This window comes from Pseudomonas sp. NLJ1 (assembly GCF_049486705.1).
GTDB classification, from domain to species: domain Bacteria; phylum Pseudomonadota; class Gammaproteobacteria; order Pseudomonadales; family Pseudomonadaceae; genus Aquipseudomonas; species Aquipseudomonas inefficax.
Genome location: NZ_CP137735.1, coordinates 744,102 through 767,524 on the forward strand (window position 1 = coordinate 744,102; position 23,423 = coordinate 767,524).

The window sequence follows — 23,423 nt, forward strand, 5'->3', positions numbered from 1 at the left end:
CCGCGAAGAGGCAGAAGATCAGGCCGGCTTCATCACCAGCACACCCAGCGGCGGCAGGTTCAGGGCCAGCGACTGCGGCTGGCCATGGCTGGCTATCTGGTCACTCACCACCACCCCCAGGTTGCCGACATTGGACCCGGCATACAGCTCTGCATCACTGTTCAACAGCTCTTGCCAGCGCTCGCCAAACGGCACGCCAATGCGATACCCCTCGCGCGGCACCGGCGTGAAGTTGGCCACCACCAGCACCGGTTCGCCGCTGCTGCTCCAGCGCAACCAGGCATACACGCTGTTCTGCGCATCGTCACCGATCAGCCACTGGAACCCCTGGGGCTGGCAATCCTGCTCGTGCAACGCCGGCACCTCGCGGTACAGACGGTTGAGGTCGCCGACCAGGCGCTGTACACCCTGGTGCTCAGGGTACTGCAGCAGGTACCAGTCCAGCTCGCCATCGTGGTCCCACTCACGCCACTGGCCGAACTCGCAGCCCATGAACAGCAGCTTCTTGCCAGGATGCGCCCACATGAAAGTGAGGTAGGCGCGCAGGTTGGCAAATTTCTGCCAGCGGTCGCCGGGCATTTTGTCGATCAGCGAATGCTTGCCATGCACCACTTCGTCGTGGGAAATGGGCAGGATGAAGTGCTCGGAATAGGCGTAGATCAGCCCGAAGCTCATCTCGTTGTGGTGGTAGGTGCGGTGCACCGGGTCGTTCTGGATGTAATGCAAGGTGTCGTGCATCCAGCCCATGTTCCACTTGTAGGCAAAGCCCAGGCCGCCCTGCTGGGTCGGCTGACTGACGCCGGGCCAGGCGGTGGACTCCTCGGCGATGATCAGCGCGCCAGGGGCCTCGTGGGCCGCCACGCCGTTGAGGTGGCGGATGAAGTCGATGGCCTCGAGGTTCTCGCGCCCGCCGTGGCGGTTGGGCACCCATTCGCCGGCCTTGCGCGAATAGTCGCGGTACAGCATCGAGGCCACGGCATCGACACGCAGGCCATCGATGTGGAAGTGCTTCAGCCAGTGCAGCGCCGAGGCCATCATGAAGCCACGCACCTCGTTGCGGCCAAGGTTGTAGATCAGCGTGTTCCAGTCCTGGTGGAAGCCCTCCAGGGGGTTTTCGTATTCGTACAGGGCGGTGCCGTCGAAACGCGCCAGGCCGTGTTCGTCGGTGGGGAAATGCGCCGGCACCCAGTCTAGCAGCACGCCAATCCCGCCCTGGTGGCAGGCGTCGACGAAGGCGGCGAAGTCTTCGGCACTGCCGTAGCGCGAGGTGGGCGCGAACAGCGACAGCGGCTGGTAACCCCAAGAGCCGCCGAACGGGTGCTCCATGATCGGCAGCAATTCGATGTGGGTGAAGCCCAGTTCCTGAACATACGGCACCAGGCGCTCGGCCAGTTCGCGCCAGTTGTAAAAGCGCCCGACCTCACCCGCCTCATCCAGCTCGCAGCGCCACGACCCCGGGTGCAGTTCGTAGATCGACAGCGGCGCGCTGTAGGCATGGCGCTGAGCGCGTTGCGCCATCCAGTCGTGGTCTTGCCAGTGGTGGCTGAGCGGCCCCGCTACCTTGGAGGCGGTGCTCGGTGGCAGTTCGGTAGCGCGCGCCAGCGGGTCGGCCTTCAGCGGCAGAATGCCGTCCTTGCCCAGCACCTCGAACTTGTAGGTTTCGCCCACCCCAAGGCGCGGTACGAACAGCTCCCACACCCCGGCGCTGTGGCGCAGGCGCATGGGGTGGCGGCGGCCGTCCCAGTTGTTGAAGTCGCCCACCACCGACACCCGCCGGGCGTTCGGTGCCCACACCGAGAAACACACGCCGTCGACGCCATCCACCTGCACAGGTTGGGCGCCGAAGCGCCCGGACAGGTCGCGGTGGTTGCCTTCGGCGAACAGGTACAAGTCCATGTCGCCCAGTTGCGGGCCGAAGCTGTAGGGGTCTTCGGTAATCTGCTCGCCACCGGCCCAGCCGATCTGCAGCAGGTAAGGGTGTGCCTCATCGAGGTGCGCGGTGAACAACCCGGGCAGGCTGCCCTGCTCCATTTCGGCAAGGATGCGCCCGTCATGCCGGGCCAGCATGCGCACATTCAGGGCATTGGGCAGGAAGGCGCGGACCACCTGCCCGCCCGCGCCGTCGCCATGGGGGCCGAGTACCGCAAATGGATCGGCGTGCTCGGCGCGGGCCAGGGCGTCGAGGTCCCGTTGCCGAAGGCCGCCGTTTTCACGCGTTGTAACGTTCATTCTGACTCTCCCCAAGTACTGATCAGTCCATGCAGGCCATGCAAAGGCACGGCCAGCCAGCTTGGACGGTTTTCGGCTTCGTATGTAATTTCGTAGGCAGCCTTCTCCAGGCAGAACAGCTCCAGTGCAGCACGCTCGCCTTCGGCCTGCTGCCAGGCGTGAGGCATGGCCGCGGTGGCCAGGCCATAGGCTTCGACAAAGGCATGCCGCGACTGGTGCAGGTATTGCCTGGCTACACGTTGCCGGGCTTGGCGCGCCGGGTCGGAAAGGTCCACCGCAGACGCGCTGCGCAAGATCATCGCAGCAGCATAGTCGAAGGATCGCAGCACGCCGCTGACATCCTTGTACGGGCTATGTCTTGCCCGACGCTCTTGCAGCGGCCGGGCCGGTTCACCTTCGAAATCGATGAGGTAGGCGTCGCCCTGCACCACCAGCACCTGGCCCAGGTGCAGGTCGCCGTGCACGCGCATCAGCAGGCCGCCCTGGGCCTGGCGGGTCAGGTCGGCGATATGTTGGGCCAGGCCGTCGCGCTGTTGCTGCAAGTCGTCGACCAGCGCCTGGCTTTCGCTGTCGAGGCTGTCGCGGTGCTGGGCCAGCAGGTCGAGGGCATGGGTGAGTTCGGCACTGATCTGTGCACTCCAGCGTTCGCTGTCGTCAGCATCGCTTGGGCGCGGCTTGAAGGCCTCGTCATTGGTCGGTGCGGCCAGCAGCAGGTGCATCTCGCCCAGGCGCTGGCCGAGCAAGGCGGCAAAGCCGGTAAGTTCGGCCATTGCATCGGTGTGCGCATCGGCGTCGAGGCTGGAAGGCTCCATCTGGTCGCGGATGGCTCGCTCCAGGGTGTTCTGGGTCCAGGCCCAGGCGTCACCCTGGTTGCTCAGGTAGCCTTGGGCGATCATCAGCAGGTGTGGCGCGCCCTGCTCGTCCACCCGGCTGACCCAGGCCAGCAGCGGCGAAATGTTGGCAAAGCCTGCGGCGGTCAGGTAGGCGCTCATTTCCAGCTCGGGGTGCACACCCGGGTTGACCCGGCGAATCAGCTTGAGCACCACCTGGTCGCCGATCACCACCGAGCTGTTGGACTGCTCGGCGCTGAGGTAGCGCACGCTGCTGTCGTCGTTCAACGCCAGGCCCGCCAACTGCTGCGTGCTTTCGAAGCGCAGCTCGCCCTCGCCATTGCCACAAGGCAGATGCATGCCATCCTCACAGGCTCGCAGCACCGCGCGGATGAACGGCTCAAGGACGAAGGCGTCGGTGATCAGGCCAACCTGATGGGCACGACGCACCCGTGACAGGGCCAGCTGCTGTGGCAGCGCGCTGTTGATCTGTTCTTCGGGCAGCAGGCCGAACGGCAATTGATAGCGGTTGGCCACACCGTCGCTGAGCACTTCGATTTCACTCAGCAGCACTGGTGTGGTTGCCGTGCCGAAGCGCACGCCGTAGCAGAGGCGCACCGCGTCGATCGGCCCTTCCTTGCCGGCGAACCAGCGCCGCTTGGGCAGGTACTGCGGCAGGATGGCGCTTTGCAGGGTATCGCTGGCGGGGGCTTGCAGCAGTTCTTCCATGCGTTTGCGCAGTACCAGTGTGGTCAATTCGGGTAACCCCTCGGTGGCCTGGATGTGCCAGCTGGGCATGCGGTCGTGGCTGGCCAGCAGGAACCAGTAGAAGGCGTAGGGTGGCAAGGTCAGCAGGAACGGCAGTTGCCCGATCGGCGGGAAAGCGCTGCCGCCGAGCATCTCCACCGGTACTTTGTCGGCGTACTGTGACAATTCCAGTTCGGCAGCCTGGGCGGCGCGGGAGACGTTGGCCACGCACAGGATGACTTCGGTGTTGCCATCGGCGTCGGTGTACTCGCGCAGATAGGCGAGGATGCGCCGGTTGTTCGGCGTGAGGGTACGCAGGCTGCCGCGGCCGAAGGCCTTCTGCTGCTTGCGCACCGCCAGCATGCGCCGGGTCCAGTTCAGCAGCGAGTGCGGGTCGGCGGCCTGGGCTTCGACGTTTACGGTCTGGTAACCGTACAGTGGGTCCATGATCGGTGGCAGTACCAGGCGCTGCGGGTCGGCGCGAGAGAAACCGCCGTTGCGGTCCGGCGACCATTGCATAGGCGTGCGCACGCCGTCGCGGTCGCCCAGGTAGATGTTGTCGCCCATGCCCAGTTCATCGCCGTAATACAGGGTGGGTGTGCCGGGCATCGACAGCAGCAGGCTGGTGAGCAGTTCGATACGCCTGCGGTCGCGCTGCAGCAGCGGCGCCAGGCGGCGGCGGATGCCCAGGTTGATGCGGGCGCGGCGGTCTTCGGCGTAGTAGTTCCACAGGTAGTCGCGCTCGCGGTCGGTGACCATTTCCAGGGTCAGCTCATCGTGGTTGCGCAGGAAGATCGCCCACTGACAATTGGCAGGGATTTCCGGGGTCTGGCGCAAGATGTCGGTGATCGGGAAACGGTCTTCCATGGCCAGGGCCATGTACATGCGCGGCATCAGCGGGAAGTGGAAGGCCATGTGGCATTCGTCGCCCTCGCCTTCGCCGAAGTACGGGCGGGTATCCTCGGGCCACTGGTTGGCCTCTGCCAGCAGCATGCGGTCGGGGTAGTTGGCGTCGATTTCAGCGCGAATCGCCTTGAGCACGTCGTGGGTTTCGCCAAGGTTCTCGTTGTTGGTGCCGTCGCGTTCGATCAGGTAAGGAATGGCGTCCAGGCGCAGGCCATCGACACCCAGGTCCAGCCAGAAGCGCATCACCCCGATCACTGCCTTGAGCACTTGCGGGTTGTCGAAGTTGAGGTCGGGCTGGTGCGAGTAGAAGCGGTGCCAGAAGTACTGGCCGGCGACCGGGTCCCAGGTCCAGTTGGACTTCTCGGTGTCGAGGAAGATGATGCGCGTGCCATCGTACTTCTGGTCGTCATCCGACCACACGTAGAAGTCCCGTGCCTTGCTGCCGCGCTTGGCATGGCGGGCGCGCTGGAACCAAGGGTGCTGGTCGCTGGTGTGGTTGATGACCAGCTCGGTGATGACCCGCAGGCCGCGTTTGTGCGCCTCGGCGATGAAGCGGCGGGCATCGGCCAGGTTGCCGTAGTCGGGGTGCACGGCCTTGTACTCGGCGATGTCATAGCCGTCGTCGCGGCGTGGCGAGGGATAGAACGGCAGCAGCCACAGGGTGTTGACGCCCAGCTCGGCGATGTAGTCGAGCTTGCTGATCAGGCCGGCGAAATCGCCAATGCCGTCGTTGTTCGAATCGAAGAACGACTTGATGTGCAGCTGGTAGATGACGGCGTCCTTGTACCACAGCGGGTCGTCGATGAAGGCTGCCGGGCGGGAACGCTTGGCCATGTGGACTCCTTTCAATTCTGGTTGCTCTGGCCCTGATGCATAAGCAACTGACTTGACACGATCCCCTGTGGGAGCGGGTTTACCCGCGAACACCGGCGAAGCCGGTGCCATGCTCCGCAGCGCCTGCTTCGCGGGTGAACCCGCTCCCACAGGGGATGGCGTGTACCTTGCTAACGGGCCTTTTCGATGCGCCAGATACCGAACGGCAGATGCCAGGGTTCGATGCGCATCCATTGGGTCTTGCCGTACCACGACCAGCGATGGCCGTTCATCAGGTCTTCACCATGGGTTTCGGCGTTGTCATCCAGCCCCAGCTCCCACAGCGGCAGCTCGAAATGCGCCTCCTGTGCGTTGTGCGGGTCGAGGCTGATTGCCACCAGGATGTAGTTGTCGCGCTCGGGCGTGCGTTTTGCGAAGTACAGGATGTTGTCGTTCCAGCAGTTGAAGAACGCCACGCCCAGGTGGGTCTGCAAGGCGCGGTTCTGCCGGCGAATGCGGTTGAGCTGGGCGATCTCGGCAATGATGTTGCCGGGTTGACTGAAATCGCGTGGGCGAATTTGGTACTTCTCCGAATCCAGGTACTCCTCTTTGCCTGGCAGCGGCGTGCTTTCGCACAGCTCGAAGCCGGAGTACATGCCCCACAGCCCCGAGCCCATGGTGGCCAGCGCTGCGCGGATGAGGAAGCCGGCACGGCCGGAGGTGTGCAGGAAGTACGGGTTGATGTCGGGGGTGTTGACGAAGAAGTTGGGCCGGTAGCACTGGCTCCATGGCGGCTGGTTGAGCTGCTCGAAGTACTCGCGCAGCTCCTGTTTGTGGTTGCGCCAGGTGAAATAGGTATAGCTCTGCGCGTATCCGACCTTGCCCAGGCGGGCCATCATCGCCGGCTTGGTGAAGGCTTCGGCGAGGAAGATGACCTCAGGGTACCGGCTACGCACATTGGCGATCAGCCATTGCCAGAATGGCAGTGGTTTGGTGTGCGGGTTGTCGACGCGGAAGGTCTTCACCCCCTCCTCGACCCAGCCGACCACCACATCGCGCAAGGCCAGCCACAGCGAGGGGACGGCGTCGGGTGCATAGAAATCGACGTTGACGATGTCCTGGTATTTCTTCGGTGGGTTCTCGGCATAGCGGATGGTGCCGTCCGGTCGCCAGCTGAACCAGCCGGGGTGCTCCTTGAGCCAGGGGTGGTCCTGGGAGCACTGGATGGCGAAGTCGAGGGCGATTTCCAGGCCATGTTCGGCCGCCGCGGCCACCAGGCGGCGGAAGTCGTCGCGGCTGCCCAGTTGCGGGTGAATCGCCTCATGCCCGCCTTCCGCGCTGCCGATGGCGTACGGGCTGCCCGGGTCGCCGGGCGCCGCCGTCAGGGCGTTGTTGCGGCCCTTGCGGTGCTGCATGCCGATGGGATGGATGGGCGGGAAGTACAACACGTCGAAGCCCATGTCGCGAATCATCGGCAGGCGCGCGTGCACATCATTGAAGGTGCCGTGGCGCTCGGGGCTGTCGGTGATCGAGCGTGGGAACAGCTCGTACCAGCTGGCAAACTGCGCGGCCGGGCGGTCGACATCGACGGGGAATTCACGGCTGCGGGCCAGGTAGCTGCGATGCTCGGCATCGCTCATCAGGCGGGCGGTGGCGGGGTCGAGAAACAGCGCCACCTGGTCGTCGGTGTTCAGCGTGGGCAGGCGCTGCTGCAAGGCCTGGAGCTCCTCGCGCAGGGCACCGTTGCACAGCTCGATGCCCTTGCCCAGCATCAATCGGCCTTCTTCCAGCTCCAACCTGACCTCGACACCGGCGTGGTACTTCTTCTCCAGATCGTGGCAATAGGTGGCGAACGGGTCGATCCAGGCCTCGATGCTGAACAGGTGCGGGCCCAGATCGGTGGGGGTGAACTCGGCCAGCCACAGGTCGTTGCCCGGTGAGTGCATGGGCACGCAATGCCAGCGCCGGCTGTGGGCCTGGCGCCAGTTGAGCATCACCGCCAGGCGGTCATGGCCGTCGCTGTAGACCTTGCTGCTGACCTCCACCGGCTGGCCACTGATGGCCTTGGTGGCGAAGGTGCCGGCTTCGAGCACGGGTTGGGTGTCTTCGATCACGATGCGCGGCGCCAGCAGCGCCTGGGACAGGCTGATGGCCTGGTCCGGGTGATCGTTGGCCATGGGCACGCTTTCGAAGGGCTCGTTTCGTGACATCGGACCTTGCTCCCTCAGGCTGGTGGCGGTAAGGGTTCAGAGCCGGGCACAGGCGTGGGGTTCAAAAAAATTGAGCGAACGGCAGCTGCGCGAAGTCGAAGCCTGCAGCACCTCTTCAATTACCCAAGCGAGGTCAGGCCATGAACATTCCCATTCCACCGGAGACTCCCGATCCCAACATCGACAACCCGAGCCTGCCGCCGCCCGTGCCGGAGGAAGACCCGGACGAGCTGCCGATCAAGCCGACCGTGCCGCCGACAGTGGGCGACCCGCCGAGCCAGGAGCCACCGGTGAAGGCTTAAGGGTAGACCAGGATCCTGTGCTGGCAGGGCCGGCCTCTTCGCGGGTAAACCCGCTCCCACAGGGACAGCGCCAAACTCGAACACGGCGCTGTACCTGTGGGAGCGGGTTTACCCGCGAAGAGGCCGGAACAGCCAATGCATCAACCAGCAGTAACCGCCGCGATCTCGGCCACACTGATCTCCCGCATGCGGAACTTCTGCACCTTGCCGGTCACCGTCATCGGGTACTCGTCGACGAAGCGGATATGCCGCGGCACCTTGAAATGGGCAATGCGCGCCTTGCACCAGCCCTGCAGCTCCTCGACCGTGGCACTGTGCCCAGGGTGCAGCTTTATCCAGGCGACGATCTCCTCGCCATAACGGCTGCACGGGATGCCGATCACTTGCGCATCGGCCACCGCTGGGTGGGTGTAGAAGAACTCTTCCAGTTCCCGCGGGTAGATGTTCTCGCCGCCACGAATGATCATGTCCTTGTTGCGCCCGACAATGCGCACATAGCCATGCTCGTCCATCACCGCCAGGTCGCCCGAATGCATCCAGCCGGCCGGGTCGATGGCATCCGCGGTGGCCTGGGGGTTGTCCCAGTAGCCGAGCATCACGCTGTAGCCGCGAGTGCACAGCTCGCCGATCTCGCCGCGCGGGACGATGCAGCCGTCGGCATCCACCAGCTTGTTCTCCAGCTGCGGCTGGGTACGGCCGACGGTGGTCACGCGCAGTTCCAGGTGGTCGTCCGGGCCGGTCTGCAGCGACACCGGGCTGGTTTCGGTCATGCCATAGGCGATCTGCACTTCGGCCATGTGCATCTGGTCGATGACCCGGCGCATCACCTCGATCGGGCAGGTGGCGCCAGCCATGATGCCGCTGCGCAGGGTCGACAAATCCATTTGCGCGCGCGCGGGGTGGTCGAGCATGGCGATGAACATGGTTGGCACGCCATAGAGAATGCTCGCGCGCTCTTCGGCCACGGCGCGCAGGGTGAGCTCGGCGTCGAAGGCGTCGTTGGGGTAGATCATGGTGCTGCCGTGGGTGATGCAACCGAGGTTGGCCATGACCATGCCGAAGCAGTGGTACAGCGGCACCGGGATCACCATGCGGTCGTGTGCGGTCAGGCCCAGGCTTTCGCCGACCATGAAGCCGTTGTTGAGGATGTTGTAGTGGCTGAGCGTGGCGCCCTTCGGCGCGCCGGTGGTGCCGGAGGTGTACTGGATGTTCACCGGCTGGTCGAACTGCAGGCTTTGCTGGCGCGTCGCATAGGCCTCGGTCGAGGTCTGCCCTGCCCGCTCGGCCAGCGCCTGCCAAGGCAAAAAGCCTGCCGGCGGGTTGGCGGCCAGGCTGACCACACCACGCAGGTCGGGCAGGCGTTCACTGGCCATTTCACCCGGGGTGGCACTGGCCAGCTCCGGTGCCAGTTCCTGGACCATGGCGTGGTAGTCGGACGTCTTGAAGGCATCGGCACACACCAGCCAGCGGCATCCGGACTGGCGCAGCACGTATTCCAGCTCGCCCACGCGGTAGGCCGGGTTGATGTTGACCAGAATCGCGCCGACCTTGGCGCTGGCCAGCTGCAGGATGCACCACTGGGCGCAGTTGGGCGACCAGATGCCGACCCGATCGCCGGTGTTCACGCCCAGGGCCATCAGGGCACGAGCATGCACCTCGACCTGCTCGGCCAGCTGGCGCCAGCTGTAGCGCAGGCCCTGATGGCGCGACACCAGGGCCTCGCCGTCGGCGTAGCGGGCCACCGTGGCATCGAAGGCCTGGCCGATGGTCTGGGTCAGCAAGGCTTGGTCCTGGCGACCGCGGGTATAGCTTGGTTGACTCATGGGTGTCCCTTCTTGTGGTTGTTCTGGGCACGACTGAAGCAAGCGGGGATACTCTGGCGCAGATTTACGTTTACGTAAAGGTGATGAGCCGATTGACAGTGGATGCGCGCAGGTTTACGTTAACGTAAAGGTGAAAACGACATCTGGTTTGTCGGCGCACCACCGACCCTGTGGGAGCGGGTTCACCCGCGAATGCGATCATCCAGGCAATGACGGTGGCCCTGCTGACGCATTCGCGGGTAAACCCGCTCCCACAGGGCCGGTGATAGCCCTTGAGCTACGGTGTTACCCAATTTCAAGAACAACAAGGTGCCCCAGCATGCATTACCCCACCCTGAACTTCGCCCTGGGCGAAACCATCGACATGCTCCGCGACCAGGTGCGCACCTTCGTCGCCGCCGAACTGGCCCCGCGTGCCGCGCAAATCGACCACGACAACCTGTTCCCCGCCGACATGTGGCGCAAGTTCGGCGACATGGGCCTGCTGGGCATCACCGTGCCGGAAGAATACGGCGGTGCCGGCCTGGGCTACCTGGCCCACGTGGTGTCGATGGAAGAAATCAGCCGTGGCTCGGCCTCGGTAGCCCTGTCCTACGGCGCCCACTCCAACCTCTGCGTCAACCAGATCAACCGCAACGGCAGCCACGAGCAGAAGCTCAAGTACCTGCCCAAGCTGATCAGCGGCGAGCACATCGGCGCCCTGGCCATGAGCGAGCCCAATGCCGGTTCCGACGTGGTGTCGATGAAACTGCGCGCGGAAAAGCGCGGCGACCACTACGTGCTCAACGGCAGCAAGACCTGGATCACCAACGGCCCGGACGCCAACACCTACGTGATCTACGCCAAGACCGACCTGGAAAAGGGCGCGCACGGTATCACCGCGTTCATCGTCGAGCGTGACTGGAAAGGCTTCAGCCGCAGCAACAAGTTCGACAAGCTGGGCATGCGTGGCTCCAACACCTGCGAGCTGTTCTTCGACGGCGTCGAAGTGCCGGAAGAAAACATCCTCGGCCAGCTCAACGGTGGCGTGCGCGTGCTGATGAGCGGCCTGGACTACGAGCGCGTGGTGCTGTCCGGCGGCCCGACCGGCATCATGCAAAGCTGCATGGACCTGGTGGTGCCCTACATTCACGACCGCAAGCAGTTCGGCCAGAGCATCGGCGAATTCCAGCTGATCCAGGGCAAGATCGCCGACATGTACACCCAGCTCAACGCCAGCCGCGCCTACCTGTATGCCGTGGCGCAGGCCTGCGACCGTGGCGAGACCACCCGCAAGGACGCCGCCGGGGTGATCCTGTACACCGCCGAACGCGCCACGCAAATGGCCCTGGAGGCAATCCAGATTCTTGGCGGCAACGGCTATATCAACGAATTCCCGGCAGGCCGCTTGCTGCGCGACGCCAAGCTGTACGAGATCGGTGCCGGCACCAGCGAAATCCGCCGGATGCTGATTGGCCGCGAACTGTTCAACGAAACCCGCTGAGCACAAGGGACGGGCGCACATGGCTACCTTGCACACCCAGATCAACCCGCGTTCAGCAGAGTTCGCCAGCAACAGCGCGGCCATGCTCGAACAGGTCCAGGCCCTGCGCGGCCTGCTCGCCCAGGTGGCCCAGGGCGGTGGGCCCAAGGCTCAGGAGCGGCACACTTCGCGTGGCAAGCTGTTGCCACGCGAGCGTATCGACCGCCTGCTGGACCCGGGCTCGCCGTTCCTCGAAATCGGCCAGCTGGCTGCCCATGAGGTGTATGGCGAAGACGTACCCGCTGCGGGCGTGATCGCCGGCATCGGCCGCGTCGAAGGCGTGGAATGCATGATCGTGGCCAACGACGCCACGGTCAAAGGCGGTTCCTACTACCCGCTGACCGTAAAGAAGCACCTGCGTGCACAGACCATCGCCCTGCAGAATCGCCTGCCGTGCATCTACCTGGTGGACTCCGGCGGCGCCAACCTGCCACGCCAGGACGAAGTGTTCCCCGACCGCGAGCACTTCGGGCGTATCTTCTTCAACCAGGCCAACATGAGCGCACTGGGCATTCCGCAGATTGCCGTGGTGATGGGCTCGTGCACCGCCGGCGGTGCCTACGTGCCCGCGATGGCCGACGAAGCGATCATGGTGCGCCAGCAAGCGACCATCTTCCTTGCCGGCCCCCCACTGGTAAAGGCCGCCACCGGTGAGGTGGTGAGCGCCGAAGACCTCGGCGGCGCCGATGTGCACTGCCGCACCAGCGGCGTGGCCGACCACTATGCCGACAACGACGAACACGCCCTGGCCCTGGCCCGCCGCAGCGTGGCCAACCTCAACTGGCACAAGCTGGGCAAGCTGCAACGCCTGGCCCCGGTGGCACCGCTGTATGCCGCCGATGAGCTGTATGGCGTGGTGCCGGCCGATGCCAAGCAACCGTTCGATGTGCGCGAGGTAATCGCACGCCTGGTCGACGGCTCGGTGTTCGACGAGTTCAAGGCGCTGTTCGGTACCACCCTGGTGTGCGGCTTCGCCCACCTGCACGGCTACCCGGTGGCGATCCTGGCCAACAACGGCATCCTGTTCGCCGAGGCCGCGCAAAAAGGCGCGCACTTCATCGAACTGGCCTGCCAGCGCGGCATCCCGCTGCTGTTCCTGCAGAACATCACCGGTTTCATGGTCGGCAAGAAGTACGAAGAAGGCGGCATCGCCAAGCACGGCGCCAAGCTGGTCACCGCCGTGGCCTGCGCCCAGGTGCCGAAGTTCACGGTGATCATCGGTGGCAGCTTCGGCGCCGGCAACTATGGCATGTGCGGCCGGGCCTACGACCCGCGCTTCCTGTGGATGTGGCCCAACGCACGGATTGGCGTGATGGGGGCCGAACAGGCCGCCGGCGTGCTGGCCCAGGTCAAGCGCGAACAGAGCGAACGCAGTGGTCACCCGTTCAGCGCCGAAGACGAAGCCCGGCTCAAGCAGCCGATCCTTGACCAGTACGAGCACCAGGGTCACCCCTACTACTCCAGCGCCCGCCTGTGGGACGACGGTGTCATCGACCCGGCGCAGACCCGCGACGTGCTCGGCCTGGCGTTGTCCGCCGCGCTGAACGCCCCGATCGAACAGAGCCGCTTCGGCATTTTCCGGATGTGACCCATGAGCGATTTCAGCACCCTCGAAGTGATCCGCGACCCGCGCGGCTTCGCCACCCTGTGGCTCAGCCGCGAGGACAAGAACAACGCGTTCAACGCCTTGATGATCCGCGAACTGATTATCGCCCTCGACCAGTTGGCCGAGGACGCCAGCCTGCGTTTCGTGCTGCTGCGCGGCCGCGGCCGGCACTTCAGCGCCGGCGCCGACCTGGCCTGGATGCAGCAGTCGGCGCAGCTGGACTTCAACACCAACCTGGATGATGCCCGCGAGCTGGGCGAGCTGATGTATGCCCTGCACCGCCTCAAGGCGCCGACCCTGGCCGTGGTGCAAGGCGCGGCCTTTGGCGGCGCGCTGGGCCTGATCAGCTGCTGCGACATGGCCATCGGCGCCGAAGACGCCCAACTGTGCCTGTCGGAAGTGCGCATAGGCCTGGCCCCGGCGGTGATCAGCCCGTTCGTGGTCAAGGCCATCGGCGAGCGCGCCGCGCGCCGCTATGCCCTTACCGCCGAGCGTTTCAGCGGCGTGCGGGCCCGCGAGCTGGGCTTGCTGGCCGAGGTATACCCGGCCAGCGAACTGGACACCCAGGTCGAAGCCTGGGTGAACAACCTGCTGCAGAACAGCCCGCAAGCGCTGCGCGCCACCAAGGACCTGCTGCGTGAGGTGGACGACGGCGAACTCAGCCCAGCCCTGCGCCGCTATTGCGAAAACACCATCGCCCGCATCCGCGTCAGCGCCGAAGGCCAGGAGGGCCTGCGCGCCTTCCTGGAAAAACGCCGCCCCGCGTGGCAAACCGACGACAAGAAGGAGCCGCGCCCATGAGCCGCCCCGCTTTGACCACCCTGCTGGTCGCCAACCGCGGCGAAATCGCCTGCCGGGTAATGCGCACCGCCAAGGCCATGGGCCTGACCACCGTGGCCGTACACAGCGCCACCGACCGTGATGCCCGGCACAGCCGCGAGGCCGATACCCGCGTCGACCTCGGCGGCACCAAGGCTGCCGAAAGCTACCTGCTGGTCGACAAGCTGCTGGCCGCAGCCAAGGCCAGCGGCGCCCAGGCCATCCACCCGGGCTATGGTTTCCTGTCCGAGAACGCAGGCTTCGCACGCGCCATCGAAGAGGCCGGGCTTATCTTCCTCGGCCCACCGGCCAGCGCCATCGACGCCATGGGCAGCAAGTCGGCGGCCAAGGCACTGATGGAAGCCGCTGGCGTGCCGCTGGTGCCGGGCTACCACGGCGAGGCTCAGGACCTGGACACCTTCCGCACCGCCGCCGAACGCATCGGCTACCCGGTGCTGCTCAAGGCCAGCGCCGGCGGCGGTGGCAAGGGCATGAAAGTGGTCGAGGAGGAAAGCCAGCTGGCCGACGCCCTGGCCTCGGCCCAGCGTGAGGCGCAGTCGTCGTTCGGCGATGCGCGCATGCTGGTGGAAAAGTACGTGCTCAAGCCGCGCCATGTGGAAATCCAGGTATTCGCCGACCAGCACGGCAACTGCCTGTACCTCAACGAGCGTGACTGTTCGATTCAGCGCCGTCACCAGAAGGTGGTGGAAGAAGCCCCTGCGCCAGGCCTGTCAGCCGAATTGCGCCGGGCCATGGGTGAGGCGGCAGTGCGCGCGGCCCAGGCCATCGGCTACGTGGGCGCCGGCACCGTGGAGTTCCTGCTCGATGCCCGTGGCGAGTTCTTCTTCATGGAGATGAACACCCGCCTGCAGGTGGAGCACCCAGTCACCGAGGCCATTACCGGGCTCGACCTGGTGGCCTGGCAGATTCGCGTGGCCTGCGGCGAGGCCCTGCCGATCACCCAGGAGCAGGTGCCGCTGATCGGCCATGCCATCGAAGTGCGCCTGTATGCCGAGGACCCAGCGAACGAATTCCTGCCGGCGACCGGCAAGCTGACGCTGTACCGCGAGTCGGCAGCCGGCGAAGGGCGACGGGTGGACAGCGGGGTCAGCGAAGGCGATGTGGTGTCGCCGTTCTACGACCCGATGCTGGGCAAGCTGATCGCCTGGGGCGAAGACCGCGAGCAGGCGCGCCTGCGCTTGCTGGCCATGCTCGACGAGTTTGCCATTGGCGGGCTGAAGACCAACATCGCCTTCCTGCGGCGCATTCTCGCCCACCCGGCGTTTGCTGCAGCGGAGCTGGATACCGGGTTCATTCCGCGTCATCAGGAGGTTTTGTTGCCCGCGCCTCAAGCGCTGCCAGCAGGCTTCTGGGAAGCGGCGGCCGAGGCCTGGTTGCAGAGCCAGGCCGCACATCAGCGGGACGACGACCACAGTTCGCCGTGGGCCGAACGCAACGGCCTGCGCCTGGGCCTGCCTTCGCGCAGCAGCCTGCACCTGGTGAGTGGCGGGCAGGACCAGGCGGTTGCCCTGGAGCGCAGCGCTGCGTCTACCTGGCAACTGGTGGGCGAGCGGTTGGTTCATGACCAGGCGGGCGTGCGTCGCCAGCATCTGGCGATCCGCCGCGGTGGCACGCTGTACTTGCACTGGGACGGCGAGATGCATGCCATCGAAGCCTTCGACCCGATTGCCGAGGCCGAGGCCAGCCACAGCCACCAGGGCGGCCTGGGTGCGCCCATGAACGGCAGCATCGTGCGTGTGCTGGTAGAGCCTGGGCAGGTGGTGGAAGCAGGTACGGCGCTGGTAGTGCTGGAGGCCATGAAGATGGAACACAGCATTCGCGCGCCGCATGGCGGCACGGTGAAGGCGTTGTTCTGCCAGGAAGGCGATATGGTCAGCGAAGGGACGGTGCTGGTCGAACTGGCGGAGTGAGGGTACCCGGGGGCCGCTTTGCGGCCCTTTCGCGACACAAGGCCGCTCCTACAAGGGTCCGCGCTTGGCATCAAACCCGGCGCGATCCTCTGTAGGAGCGGCCTTGTGTCGCGAAAGGGCTGCGCAGCAGCCCCGGCAATCTAGAAGGAGCCATGCACTCGCACGACCACACCCAAAAACTCGCAGCCTTCCTCACACAACAGCGCCGGGTAGTTGCTGTTGAGTGCCTTCAGGTACCGTTGCCCACCTTCCTCCGCCAGCTCACGGAAAATCGCCGGTTTGCCGGGCTGACGAGCGATAACCAAACGCCCTGGCTCGGCTTCTACGCCAGGGTCCACCAACATCCGCATACCTTGCGGCACACTGCGGCCACTGACGGCACTCATGGCATCGTTTTCCACGGTCAGCCAGAACGCCTTGCCTTGGGCCAGATAGTCCGTCTGCTCGAATACGCCAGGCTCCGTACCATCTGCAACACCTAGCTCATCCCAACCCAGCACCGGGTAGCGGAAACACACGATGTATTGCATGAGGTCCAGATCGTCATCGGTGCCATCCACATCGTAAACGCTCCGCTCCCCGTCCTGCCCCTGAATGCGCAGGTGCAAGCTGACGCTGTAATGGGGCATGCCAATCTCGACGAGCGTGCGATTCATCGACTCGATCTTCGGCTGACGCCGCTTGTTCACCCAATGTCCCACGCTGCCTTGAGACACACCAACACGCTCGGCCAGCTGTTCTTGAGTGAGCCCTAGCTCCTCCATCCGATCACGGACCAGGGCAATCCATCTATCCATATTCATCGCTGCCATCAGCCTCCTGCAAAGGCGCGCCTCCCGATCGAACCCGGTGCGGCCGCTGTAGGAGCGGCCTTGTGTCGCGACAGGGCTGCACAGCAGCCCCGGCAAGCTAGAAGACCTCATGCCCCCGCACAACTACACCCAGAAATTCGCAGCCGTCTTCACACAGAACTGTCGGATAACGCGTATTCAGCGGTTTGAGCATCCTGTCTCCGCCCTCCTCGACCAACTGCCGCAACACTGCCGGCCGCCCGGGCTGCCGAGCAATTACCAACCGGCCTGGCTCAGCCGGCAGGCCAGTATCCACCAGCACACGCATACCCTCAGGTATGCTCCTGCCACTGGCGGCATTCATCGAGTCGTTTTCCACCACTAACCAGAACGCATTGCCGGCGGGCATGTAGTCAGTCTGCTCGTGGGCCTTGCTTGTTTCTGGCAAAGTTCCCTGCAAGTCAGCCCAACTCAGCACCGGAAAGCGGAAGCTCGCGTAAAGCAATGCTTCTGCCGAAACCGGCTGCTCGGCCGCATAGTGACCAGGCGATTCGCGCACGATATCGCGCTCCACCACCATGACTTGGGCTTCCAGAAACACCAGCCCAAGTTTTTCGAGCTTTTCGTTGATGGTTTCCAGCGTCGGCCGCCGCGTACCACGCAGCCAATGCCCCACGCCCCCCTGAGTCATGCCCAAGCGTTCGGCCAGCTTGAGCTGGCTGAGATTGTGTTCGCGCTTGTAGCGCTTGAGAAATGCGTTCCAGTTTTCCATGAGCGGCAACAATACGGACTGTATTACTCGCAGCAATACACAATCTGAATTATTTATTTTGAGATAGATAGTACAGACTGACCTATCCTCTGATTCCTGTGTGTTTGAAGGGAAATCAGAAGGTATCGCGATGAAACCACCGAAAAACGACGAAACAGATCTCGACAGCGAAGCCGCCCGCCGCGCCCTCGATTACTACCTCAACCCCAACCCGCCGCGCCCAACCCTGGAGAACAGAATCTGGACCCTGCACGAGGGGGTAACCAAAGACCAGGCCCAGGAGCATGCCATCGCCCTGCTGCGCTGCGCCGCCGCCACCGCTCAGGAAACCGCCACCCACCAGCACGGTAGCCAGCGCGAGCTGACCTTCGCGCTGATGCACATGATGGACATGGCACGCGCACTGCTCGAGCACAACCGCTCGGTGGGCTCGGGTTCGTAAGCAAGAAAGAAGGGAGAGAACGTGATGGCCAGGTAACGGCAAAGGCCCCGATTGCCGGGACAAGGAAGCGCACCGGTAAAATTTTTTCACCGGATTAGCGAAAATTCATTTGACTGGCAAATGATAACGATTATTATTGCACTCAGCTGATCGCGAGATCCGCTGGATAATCTGGAGCTTAGGTCGCTCTCAGATTATCTCCTCATCAGGCTAATCACGGTTTTTGACCCGGCTTTTTGCTGGGTCTTTTTTTTGGCTCTTCAGGCTAATGAAGATCGTGATGGCGCGGATGATAGCAAAGGTGTTTCAGGGCGTGAACGCTCATTACAAAACTTTGCGCAATCAGCACTTGAGAATCAATCTCGTTTAACCTACGCTGATCACGCATCACGGAAGATGCCCCCATCCCTCCCCCTTATAGAGCAAGGAGCTGTCCATGACCCGTCTGCTGATGCCCCTTGAGCACCCAACCCCTGCTGCCGAACACCATGCCGACGACGCCCTGCTGCACGCCCTGAAGCGCCTGCCACGGCGCGTACAGCAAGTGTTCCTGCTCAACCGCCTCGACCAGCTGGACTTCGCCAGCATCGCCGCCCGCCTCGACCTGCCATTGGCGAGCATCGAGCGGCACATGGACCAGGCGCTGCAGGCCGGCCGCTCGCGCCGGGATGTGCTGGCGAATGTTGCCGGGCAATGGTATGTGCGCTTGCAGAGCCCACAGGTAACGGCGTGCGAGCGGATCGATTTCCGCCGTTGGCTGGATGCGGACATGGCGAACTTGCAGGCGTTTCATGACACGGAACTGCACTGGCGCAGCCTGTTGGCACCGGCACGGCAACTGGGCCAGGATGGTTGGTACCGGCAAGGTCGGGCAGCGCTGTCGATTGGCGGGTGTTCGGTTGCAGTCGGGCTTGGCGTGGCGGCGTTGGTGCTGTTCGGTATCTGGGCCTGATCGGCACCAGGCCGTTATCGTTCTCACTGCGGATAGCTCCTTTGGCATCAAATTCGAGTGCTGGTTGGCGTTTCCGTCAGGCATGCAAGCAGTAGCCATCCACACAAACCCGCACCCAGGAACAGAAGCCCCAGGCTCATCGGCAACGCGCCTTCGATGCCAGCAACAAGACTGCCAGCCAAACCACCACCTGCTAACAGCAGGGTCGTGTTGAGCGACGCTGCCGCACCGGCCTGCTGCGGGTAACGCGCCAAGGCCTGGGTCGTTGCAGCAGGGCGCACCAGCGTTGTCCCGGTCGTGCAGATGATCATCGGCAGCAGCAGCCCCGCCACCGTCAATCCCGCTACCTGCTCCCAGATCAACAGCGTGATGCCCCCGGCAGCTATGAGCAGGAATCCCGTCTTGATCTGAACCTGCGGGCTTACGCGGTTGTTCAAATAGGTCGCGGCTGTTCCGCCAGCGATATACGCAAGCCCATAGGCGATAAACACCACCGAGAATTGATAGGGCGTCAGCCCCAGGCTGTCCATCAACGCCAATGGCGCGACAACGATGAAGGAGAAATGGCAGGCAAAAGCGAGACTGGACAGCAGGGAGTGCGCAAGATAGGTCGTATCACGCAGCATGGCCCAATAGCTGCGCATGCCTGAAGTACGGCGGCGCGATGCAGGCGTATCCTGCAACAGTGCAAACGAAAGGCATGAAACGATCAGGGCTATGAAAGCGAATAGCGTAAAGCTGCCCTTCCAGCCAAAGGATTGTTGGAGAAAAGCGCCTGCGACCGGTGACAACGAAATGAACAGCCCACTTGCGCTGGTCAGCAGGATACGCAAGGCATTGCGCTGTTTACCACTGTACAAGTCCTGCACAAGCGCCTGGCCCAACACGAAGCTCCCGCAACCCAGAGCCTGTAGCAAACGGAACGCCATGAACGTCTCATAGCGGGTTGAAAGTACACAACCCACTGCCCCTGCAATGGACACCCCCAGCCCTGCAAGCAATAACCGCTTGCGTCCCATGCCATCTGACAATGGCCCGATCACCAATTGCGCCAAGGCGACACCAAACGCAAAGAAGCTCACCGAGTAGGCTATCTGCTGTGGTTCGACGCGAAACTCGTCTGCGAGCGCCGGGAATGACGGCAGGATCACATCCAAAGGAAATACGCCCAGTAGACACAATAGAATCAGCAAGGCCGAGCGCAGAAAGCTACTGAACGAACCCAAGGGCTGATTCACGCTACCAAGCCCGCCTTCTTGTATTGCCGTAAATAGTCACTGGAATTTCCATGGAAGCGCCGAGCCCTGATGGTAGCGACACCCTGAAGATGTACAACCCGAACCGGGCAGCGAAACTTCCGATAGAGTTGTAGGGCTTTTCCCTTGTCACTTATTACCGTTGAGTTCTAGTGCTATCCAGCTTTCTGCTGACTTGATAGCCGGCCCCTACCGCAGTTCATCTGTTGTGCAAACTGCTCTCAGTAGTTGAAGTCATGACCGAGCTGGCCCTGCACCCATTCAAGGAATTGTCGAACCCTGGGGGTTTCAGCATGGCCTCGCGGAAATACCAGGTGGTGGGCACTGACGGGCGTCGCCAAGTCTTCCGCAAATACCGGTACCAACACGCCCCGGGCGATATAGTCCTGCGCCAGCAGGCAACTCTCCAAGGCCAACCCATACCCATGGCTGGCGGCCTCCAGGCTCATGTAGGAGCGATCGAAGCTCAGGGCGTAGGGGGTTTGTGGCAACGCCACGCCTTGCTGTGCGAACCATTGGGGCCATTGCACCAATGCGGCTTCCGACAGGATCAGGTTCTGCCCCAGCAGATCGCTGGGCTGCTTGATAGGCGTACGCTCGAGAAGCTGTGGCGAGGCGAGCACAGTTGCACGCTCATGCCGGATGGTGCGCACTTCCAGGCTGGGCCAGTTGGGGTAGCCATGACGGATATCCAGATCGATCTGATGGCGGCCGAAGTGCAGCGACTCGTAGGAGCACGACAGGTTGATCTGGATCTGCGGATGACTGTTACGAAAATGGTCCAGGCGCGGCAGCAACCAGAGCAGGCCGAAGCTAGGCGCGGAATGAAGCCGCAAGCAATCGAAGCCCACCGAGTTGCCGGCGCGCTCGGTGGCCGTAGCCAGGCTTTGCAATATGCCTGACACCTCGCGCAGGTACTGCTCTCCGGCCGGGGTCAATGCAACACCGCGCGCCTCGCGAATGAACAATGGACGACCGATCAAGGCTTCCAGATTAGCGATCTGGTGGCTCACCGCAGAGGGCGTGAGGTTCAACTGCTCTGCGGCCCGTGCAACGTTGCCGAAGCGAGCAACTTGCTCGAAGGCCTGAATTGCTTTCAGGGAAGGGATCTGAGGCGATTTTCTAAGGATGTCCAGGCTCATGACCATTTCCTGAAAGATTCGAAGCGATACCAGGGCTTTTACCTTCCTGTAAGCCCAAGGCACAAGTCGAGGGCTGAATTTTTTTCAGCACCGGGTGAAGGAGGCAGCGTTGCTTGGGGTGCTGTCCCGGACGAAGCTGTGCTTATCGGTTCTTCCTGGAACCGCCGCTCACAACAACAACCATCTGGAGCACCTTCGATGCTGTTAACAGGAAAATTTGCCGTGATCACTGGCGCGGCCTCTGCCCGCGGTATCGGCCGCGCAACAGCCCAGGCGTTTGCCGCTCAGGGCGCCAAAGTCGCGATCCTGGACCTGGACGCCTCTGCCGCAACCGAGGCTGCCGCTTCACTCGGCGAAGGCCACCTCGGCGTGGCTGCCAACGTTGCCGATGAAGCACAAGTGCGTGATGCCATCGCTCAAGTGCTCGCGCAATTCGGCCGGATCGACGTGCTGGTAAACAACGCCGGCATCACTCAACCGGTGAAAACCCTGGAAATTACAGGGGCTGACTATGACCGGATTCTCAACGTGAACCTTCGTGGCACCTTGCTGATGTCCCAGGCGGTGATCCCAACCATGCGGGCGCAACGCGCTGGCAGCATCATCTGCATGTCTTCTGTGTCTGCCCAGCGTGGTGGCGGCATCTTCGGTGGCCCTCACTACAGCGCGGCGAAGGCTGGCGTGCTTGGATTGGGCAAGGCGATGGCCCGTGAACTGGGACCGGACAATATTCGCGTCAACTCGATCACGCCAGGCCTGATTCACACTGACATCACCGGTGGCCTCATGCAGGATGAGCGCCGTCACGCCATCATCGAAGGCATCCCGCTGGGCCGCCTGGGTGAGGCGCGCGATGTCGCCAATGCGGCTTTGTTCCTGGCCAGTGACCTGTCCAGCTACCTGACGGGGGTTACCCTGGATGTCAACGGCGGGATGCTGATCCACTGAGCACCCGGTGCATCGTGACCTGCACCCGAGCCCGGCGCAGGCCACGCGTTCGATAACAACAAGAGATCAGAACGAATGACCACATTAGCGCTCGATGCGGTATCCGCCGCACGCAGCAGTGCCTACCGTAAAACGGCCTGGCGACTGATGCCTTTTCTCATGCTCTGCTACCTGTGCGCCTATCTGGACAGGGTCAATGTCGGCTTTGCGAAGCTGCAGATGATGGACGACCTGGCCCTTTCCGAAGCGGTCTACGGATTGGGCGCCGGCATGTTCTTCATTGGCTATTTTCTCTTCGAGGTGCCCAGCAACATCATTCTGCACAAAGTGGGCGCTCGACGCTGGATCGCACGCATCATGATCACCTGGGGCATCATCTCAGCGATGTTCGCCCTGGTGGAGACAGCCTGGCAATTCTATACCCTGCGGTTTTTGCTGGGGATCGCCGAAGCAGGCCTGGCACCAGGGCTTCTGCTGTACCTGACCTATTGGTTCCCGTCTTACCGCCGGGCGAAGATGACCGCGCTTTGGTTCATCGCGATTCCGCTCTCGGGCATGGTCGGCGGCCCCTTGTCGGGTTGGATCATGGAGCGCTTTGCCGGCGTTCACGGCTGGGCGGGCTGGCAGTGGATGTTCCTGCTCGAAGCCATCCCAACGGTACTGGTGGGCGTTCTGGTGCTGAGCTACCTGAAGGATGGCGTCGATCAGGCTCACTGGTTGAGCGACGAAGAAAAAGCCCTGGTGCGCAAGGAGCTGGCTGAAGACGAGCAACACAAGGTAAACCACGGTTCGGTGGCCGACTTCATCCGCGACCGTCGGCTCTGGTTGCTGGCGGGCATCTACTTCTGCGTAGTGATGGGCCAGTACGCAATCACGTTCTGGCTACCCACACTGGTACGTAATGCCGGCGTCAGCGAACCTTTGCACATCGGCCTGCTGACCAGCCTGCCGTACCTGTGTGCCATCGTCGCGATGCTGTGGGCCGGGCGCAGCGGCGACCGCCACCGTGAACGCCGCTGGCATCTGGCGATCCCCATGCTGATCGGCGCACTGGGCCTGAGCCTCGCCGCAGCACTGGGCAGCAGCCTGACGCTGTCGATCCTCAGCCTGTGCCTCGCAGCAGCTGGAGTGCTATCCGCCTCTTCACTGTTCTGGATGCTGCCCACCACGCTGCTGGGAGGTGTATCGGCGGCGGCAGGCATCGCGGCGGTGAACAGTTTCGCCAACCTTGCCGGCTTCTGCTCGCCGTACCTGATCGGCTGGGTCACTACCACCTTGGGCAGCAATGCCATCGGCATGTATCTCATCACGGCCGTACTCATGTTTGGCGCCTTCCTGGTGTCACGAGTACCGGCTCATCTGGTCAATCGTTGATTCGATAA

At 63.3% G+C, this 23,423-nt stretch carries 17 protein-coding genes; 9 read left to right on the forward strand and 8 right to left on the reverse strand.

The window, feature by feature from the left end:
• Positions 1-18: 18 nt before the first annotated feature.
• The 3 genes from glgB to R9B85_RS03420 all read right to left on the reverse strand — a co-directional run bounded on the left by glgB (position 19) and on the right by R9B85_RS03420 (position 7,735).
• Positions 19-2,229: a 1,4-alpha-glucan branching protein GlgB gene (gene glgB, locus R9B85_RS03410; RefSeq protein WP_112252865.1), complete on the reverse strand. Its 2,211-nt coding sequence runs from the start codon at positions 2,227-2,229 to the stop codon at positions 19-21.
• Positions 2,226-5,546: a maltose alpha-D-glucosyltransferase gene (gene treS, locus R9B85_RS03415; protein ID WP_423770830.1), complete on the reverse strand. Its 3,321-nt coding sequence runs from the start codon at positions 5,544-5,546 to the stop codon at positions 2,226-2,228. The genes glgB and treS overlap by 4 nt, the downstream gene beginning before the upstream one ends.
• A gap of 170 nt (positions 5,547-5,716) precedes the next feature.
• Positions 5,717-7,735, reverse strand: coding sequence for an alpha-1,4-glucan--maltose-1-phosphate maltosyltransferase (locus R9B85_RS03420; protein WP_112252867.1), 2,019 nt, complete (start codon positions 7,733-7,735; stop codon positions 5,717-5,719).
• Between the two features lie 140 nt (positions 7,736-7,875).
• Here R9B85_RS03420 and R9B85_RS03425 point away from each other — a divergent pair, with 140 nt between their 5' ends.
• Complete coding sequence (locus R9B85_RS03425) at positions 7,876-8,037, forward strand: hypothetical protein (protein ID WP_181457359.1); 162 nt, start codon at positions 7,876-7,878, stop codon at positions 8,035-8,037.
• 140 nt (positions 8,038-8,177) lie between these two features.
• On the opposite strand, the gene R9B85_RS03430 is transcribed toward R9B85_RS03425, so the two are convergent.
• On the reverse strand, positions 8,178-9,860 hold the full coding sequence (locus R9B85_RS03430; RefSeq protein ID WP_423770831.1) for an AMP-binding protein: 1,683 nt from the start codon (positions 9,858-9,860) through the stop codon (positions 8,178-8,180).
• Between the two features lie 319 nt (positions 9,861-10,179).
• Between R9B85_RS03430 and R9B85_RS03435 the strand changes: the two genes are divergently transcribed.
• The 4 genes from R9B85_RS03435 to R9B85_RS03450 are packed head-to-tail and all read left to right on the forward strand — an operon-like array spanning position 10,180 to position 15,738.
• Entirely contained in the window at positions 10,180-11,343 is a 1,164-nt protein-coding gene (locus R9B85_RS03435; RefSeq protein ID WP_013973339.1) for an isovaleryl-CoA dehydrogenase, read from the forward strand.
• 19 nt (positions 11,344-11,362) lie between these two features.
• Positions 11,363-12,970 carry a carboxyl transferase domain-containing protein gene (locus R9B85_RS03440; RefSeq protein ID WP_046615628.1) on the forward strand — a complete coding sequence of 536 codons (1,608 nt, stop codon included), beginning with the start codon at positions 11,363-11,365 and terminating at the stop codon, positions 12,968-12,970.
• Positions 12,971-12,973: 3 nt separating this feature from the next.
• Positions 12,974-13,789, forward strand: coding sequence for a gamma-carboxygeranoyl-CoA hydratase (locus R9B85_RS03445; protein ID WP_215520604.1), 816 nt, complete (start codon positions 12,974-12,976; stop codon positions 13,787-13,789).
• Positions 13,786-15,738 (forward strand): acetyl/propionyl/methylcrotonyl-CoA carboxylase subunit alpha, encoded by a 1,953-nt coding sequence (locus R9B85_RS03450; protein WP_423770832.1) that lies wholly within the window; start codon positions 13,786-13,788, stop codon positions 15,736-15,738. Before R9B85_RS03445 ends, R9B85_RS03450 begins: the two co-directional genes overlap by 4 nt.
• A gap of 140 nt (positions 15,739-15,878) precedes the next feature.
• Here R9B85_RS03450 and R9B85_RS03455 read toward each other — a convergent pair whose 3' ends face one another.
• Both R9B85_RS03455 and R9B85_RS03460 read right to left on the reverse strand, forming a co-directional pair.
• Positions 15,879-16,541, reverse strand: a complete 663-nt coding sequence (locus R9B85_RS03455; RefSeq protein WP_423771053.1) for a LexA family transcriptional regulator — start codon at positions 16,539-16,541, stop codon at positions 15,879-15,881.
• Between the two features lie 106 nt (positions 16,542-16,647).
• Positions 16,648-17,301 carry a LexA family protein gene (locus R9B85_RS03460; RefSeq protein ID WP_215520602.1) on the reverse strand — a complete coding sequence of 218 codons (654 nt, stop codon included), beginning with the start codon at positions 17,299-17,301 and terminating at the stop codon, positions 16,648-16,650.
• A 130-nt stretch (positions 17,302-17,431) separates the two neighbouring features.
• Here R9B85_RS03460 and R9B85_RS03465 point away from each other — a divergent pair, with 130 nt between their 5' ends.
• A complete protein-coding gene (locus R9B85_RS03465) occupies positions 17,432-17,743 on the forward strand; it encodes a DUF6124 family protein (protein ID WP_215520601.1) in 312 nt (103 codons plus the stop codon).
• A 436-nt stretch (positions 17,744-18,179) separates the two neighbouring features.
• The gene (locus R9B85_RS03470) at positions 18,180-18,695 is read left to right on the forward strand and encodes a DUF4880 domain-containing protein (RefSeq protein ID WP_423770833.1); all 516 of its coding nucleotides are present in this window, start codon (positions 18,180-18,182) and stop codon (positions 18,693-18,695) included.
• A 47-nt stretch (positions 18,696-18,742) separates the two neighbouring features.
• On the opposite strand, the gene R9B85_RS03475 is transcribed toward R9B85_RS03470, so the two are convergent.
• Complete coding sequence (locus tag R9B85_RS03475; protein WP_423770834.1) at positions 18,743-19,933, reverse strand: Bcr/CflA family efflux MFS transporter; 1,191 nt, start codon at positions 19,931-19,933, stop codon at positions 18,743-18,745.
• Between the two features lie 239 nt (positions 19,934-20,172).
• Entirely contained in the window at positions 20,173-21,093 is a 921-nt protein-coding gene (locus R9B85_RS03480; protein ID WP_112252875.1) for a LysR substrate-binding domain-containing protein, read from the reverse strand.
• A 198-nt stretch (positions 21,094-21,291) separates the two neighbouring features.
• On the opposite strand from R9B85_RS03480, the gene R9B85_RS03485 reads away from it, so the two are divergent.
• Together R9B85_RS03485 and R9B85_RS03490 are read left to right on the forward strand one after the other, a co-directional pair.
• A complete protein-coding gene (locus tag R9B85_RS03485; protein WP_112252876.1) occupies positions 21,292-22,041 on the forward strand; it encodes an SDR family NAD(P)-dependent oxidoreductase in 750 nt (249 codons plus the stop codon).
• 75 nt (positions 22,042-22,116) lie between these two features.
• Complete coding sequence (locus R9B85_RS03490) at positions 22,117-23,415, forward strand: MFS transporter (RefSeq protein ID WP_112252877.1); 1,299 nt, start codon at positions 22,117-22,119, stop codon at positions 23,413-23,415.
• Positions 23,416-23,423: the final 8 nt, after the last annotated feature.

What these genes read in the sequence shown, in the direction of transcription:
- glgB (WP_112252865.1), bottom strand. Translation starts at nt 2,229, where the DNA reads ATGAACGTTACAACGCGTGAAAACGGCGGCCTTCGGCAACGGGACCTC.
- treS (WP_423770830.1), bottom strand. Translation starts at nt 5,546, where the DNA reads ATGGCCAAGCGTTCCCGCCCGGCAGCCTTCATCGACGACCCGCTGTGG.
- R9B85_RS03420 (WP_112252867.1), bottom strand. Translation starts at nt 7,735, where the DNA reads ATGTCACGAAACGAGCCCTTCGAAAGCGTGCCCATGGCCAACGATCAC.
- R9B85_RS03425 (WP_181457359.1), top strand. Translation starts at nt 7,876, where the DNA reads ATGAACATTCCCATTCCACCGGAGACTCCCGATCCCAACATCGACAAC.
- R9B85_RS03430 (WP_423770831.1), bottom strand. Translation starts at nt 9,860, where the DNA reads ATGAGTCAACCAAGCTATACCCGCGGTCGCCAGGACCAAGCCTTGCTG.
- R9B85_RS03435 (WP_013973339.1), top strand. Translation starts at nt 10,180, where the DNA reads ATGCATTACCCCACCCTGAACTTCGCCCTGGGCGAAACCATCGACATG.
- R9B85_RS03440 (WP_046615628.1), top strand. Translation starts at nt 11,363, where the DNA reads ATGGCTACCTTGCACACCCAGATCAACCCGCGTTCAGCAGAGTTCGCC.
- R9B85_RS03445 (WP_215520604.1), top strand. Translation starts at nt 12,974, where the DNA reads ATGAGCGATTTCAGCACCCTCGAAGTGATCCGCGACCCGCGCGGCTTC.
- R9B85_RS03450 (WP_423770832.1), top strand. Translation starts at nt 13,786, where the DNA reads ATGAGCCGCCCCGCTTTGACCACCCTGCTGGTCGCCAACCGCGGCGAA.
- R9B85_RS03455 (WP_423771053.1), bottom strand. Translation starts at nt 16,541, where the DNA reads ATGAATATGGATAGATGGATTGCCCTGGTCCGTGATCGGATGGAGGAG.
- R9B85_RS03460 (WP_215520602.1), bottom strand. Translation starts at nt 17,301, where the DNA reads ATGGAAAACTGGAACGCATTTCTCAAGCGCTACAAGCGCGAACACAAT.
- R9B85_RS03465 (WP_215520601.1), top strand. Translation starts at nt 17,432, where the DNA reads ATGAAACCACCGAAAAACGACGAAACAGATCTCGACAGCGAAGCCGCC.
- R9B85_RS03470 (WP_423770833.1), top strand. Translation starts at nt 18,180, where the DNA reads ATGACCCGTCTGCTGATGCCCCTTGAGCACCCAACCCCTGCTGCCGAA.
- R9B85_RS03480 (WP_112252875.1), bottom strand. Translation starts at nt 21,093, where the DNA reads ATGAGCCTGGACATCCTTAGAAAATCGCCTCAGATCCCTTCCCTGAAA.
- R9B85_RS03485 (WP_112252876.1), top strand. Translation starts at nt 21,292, where the DNA reads ATGCTGTTAACAGGAAAATTTGCCGTGATCACTGGCGCGGCCTCTGCC.
- R9B85_RS03490 (WP_112252877.1), top strand. Translation starts at nt 22,117, where the DNA reads ATGACCACATTAGCGCTCGATGCGGTATCCGCCGCACGCAGCAGTGCC.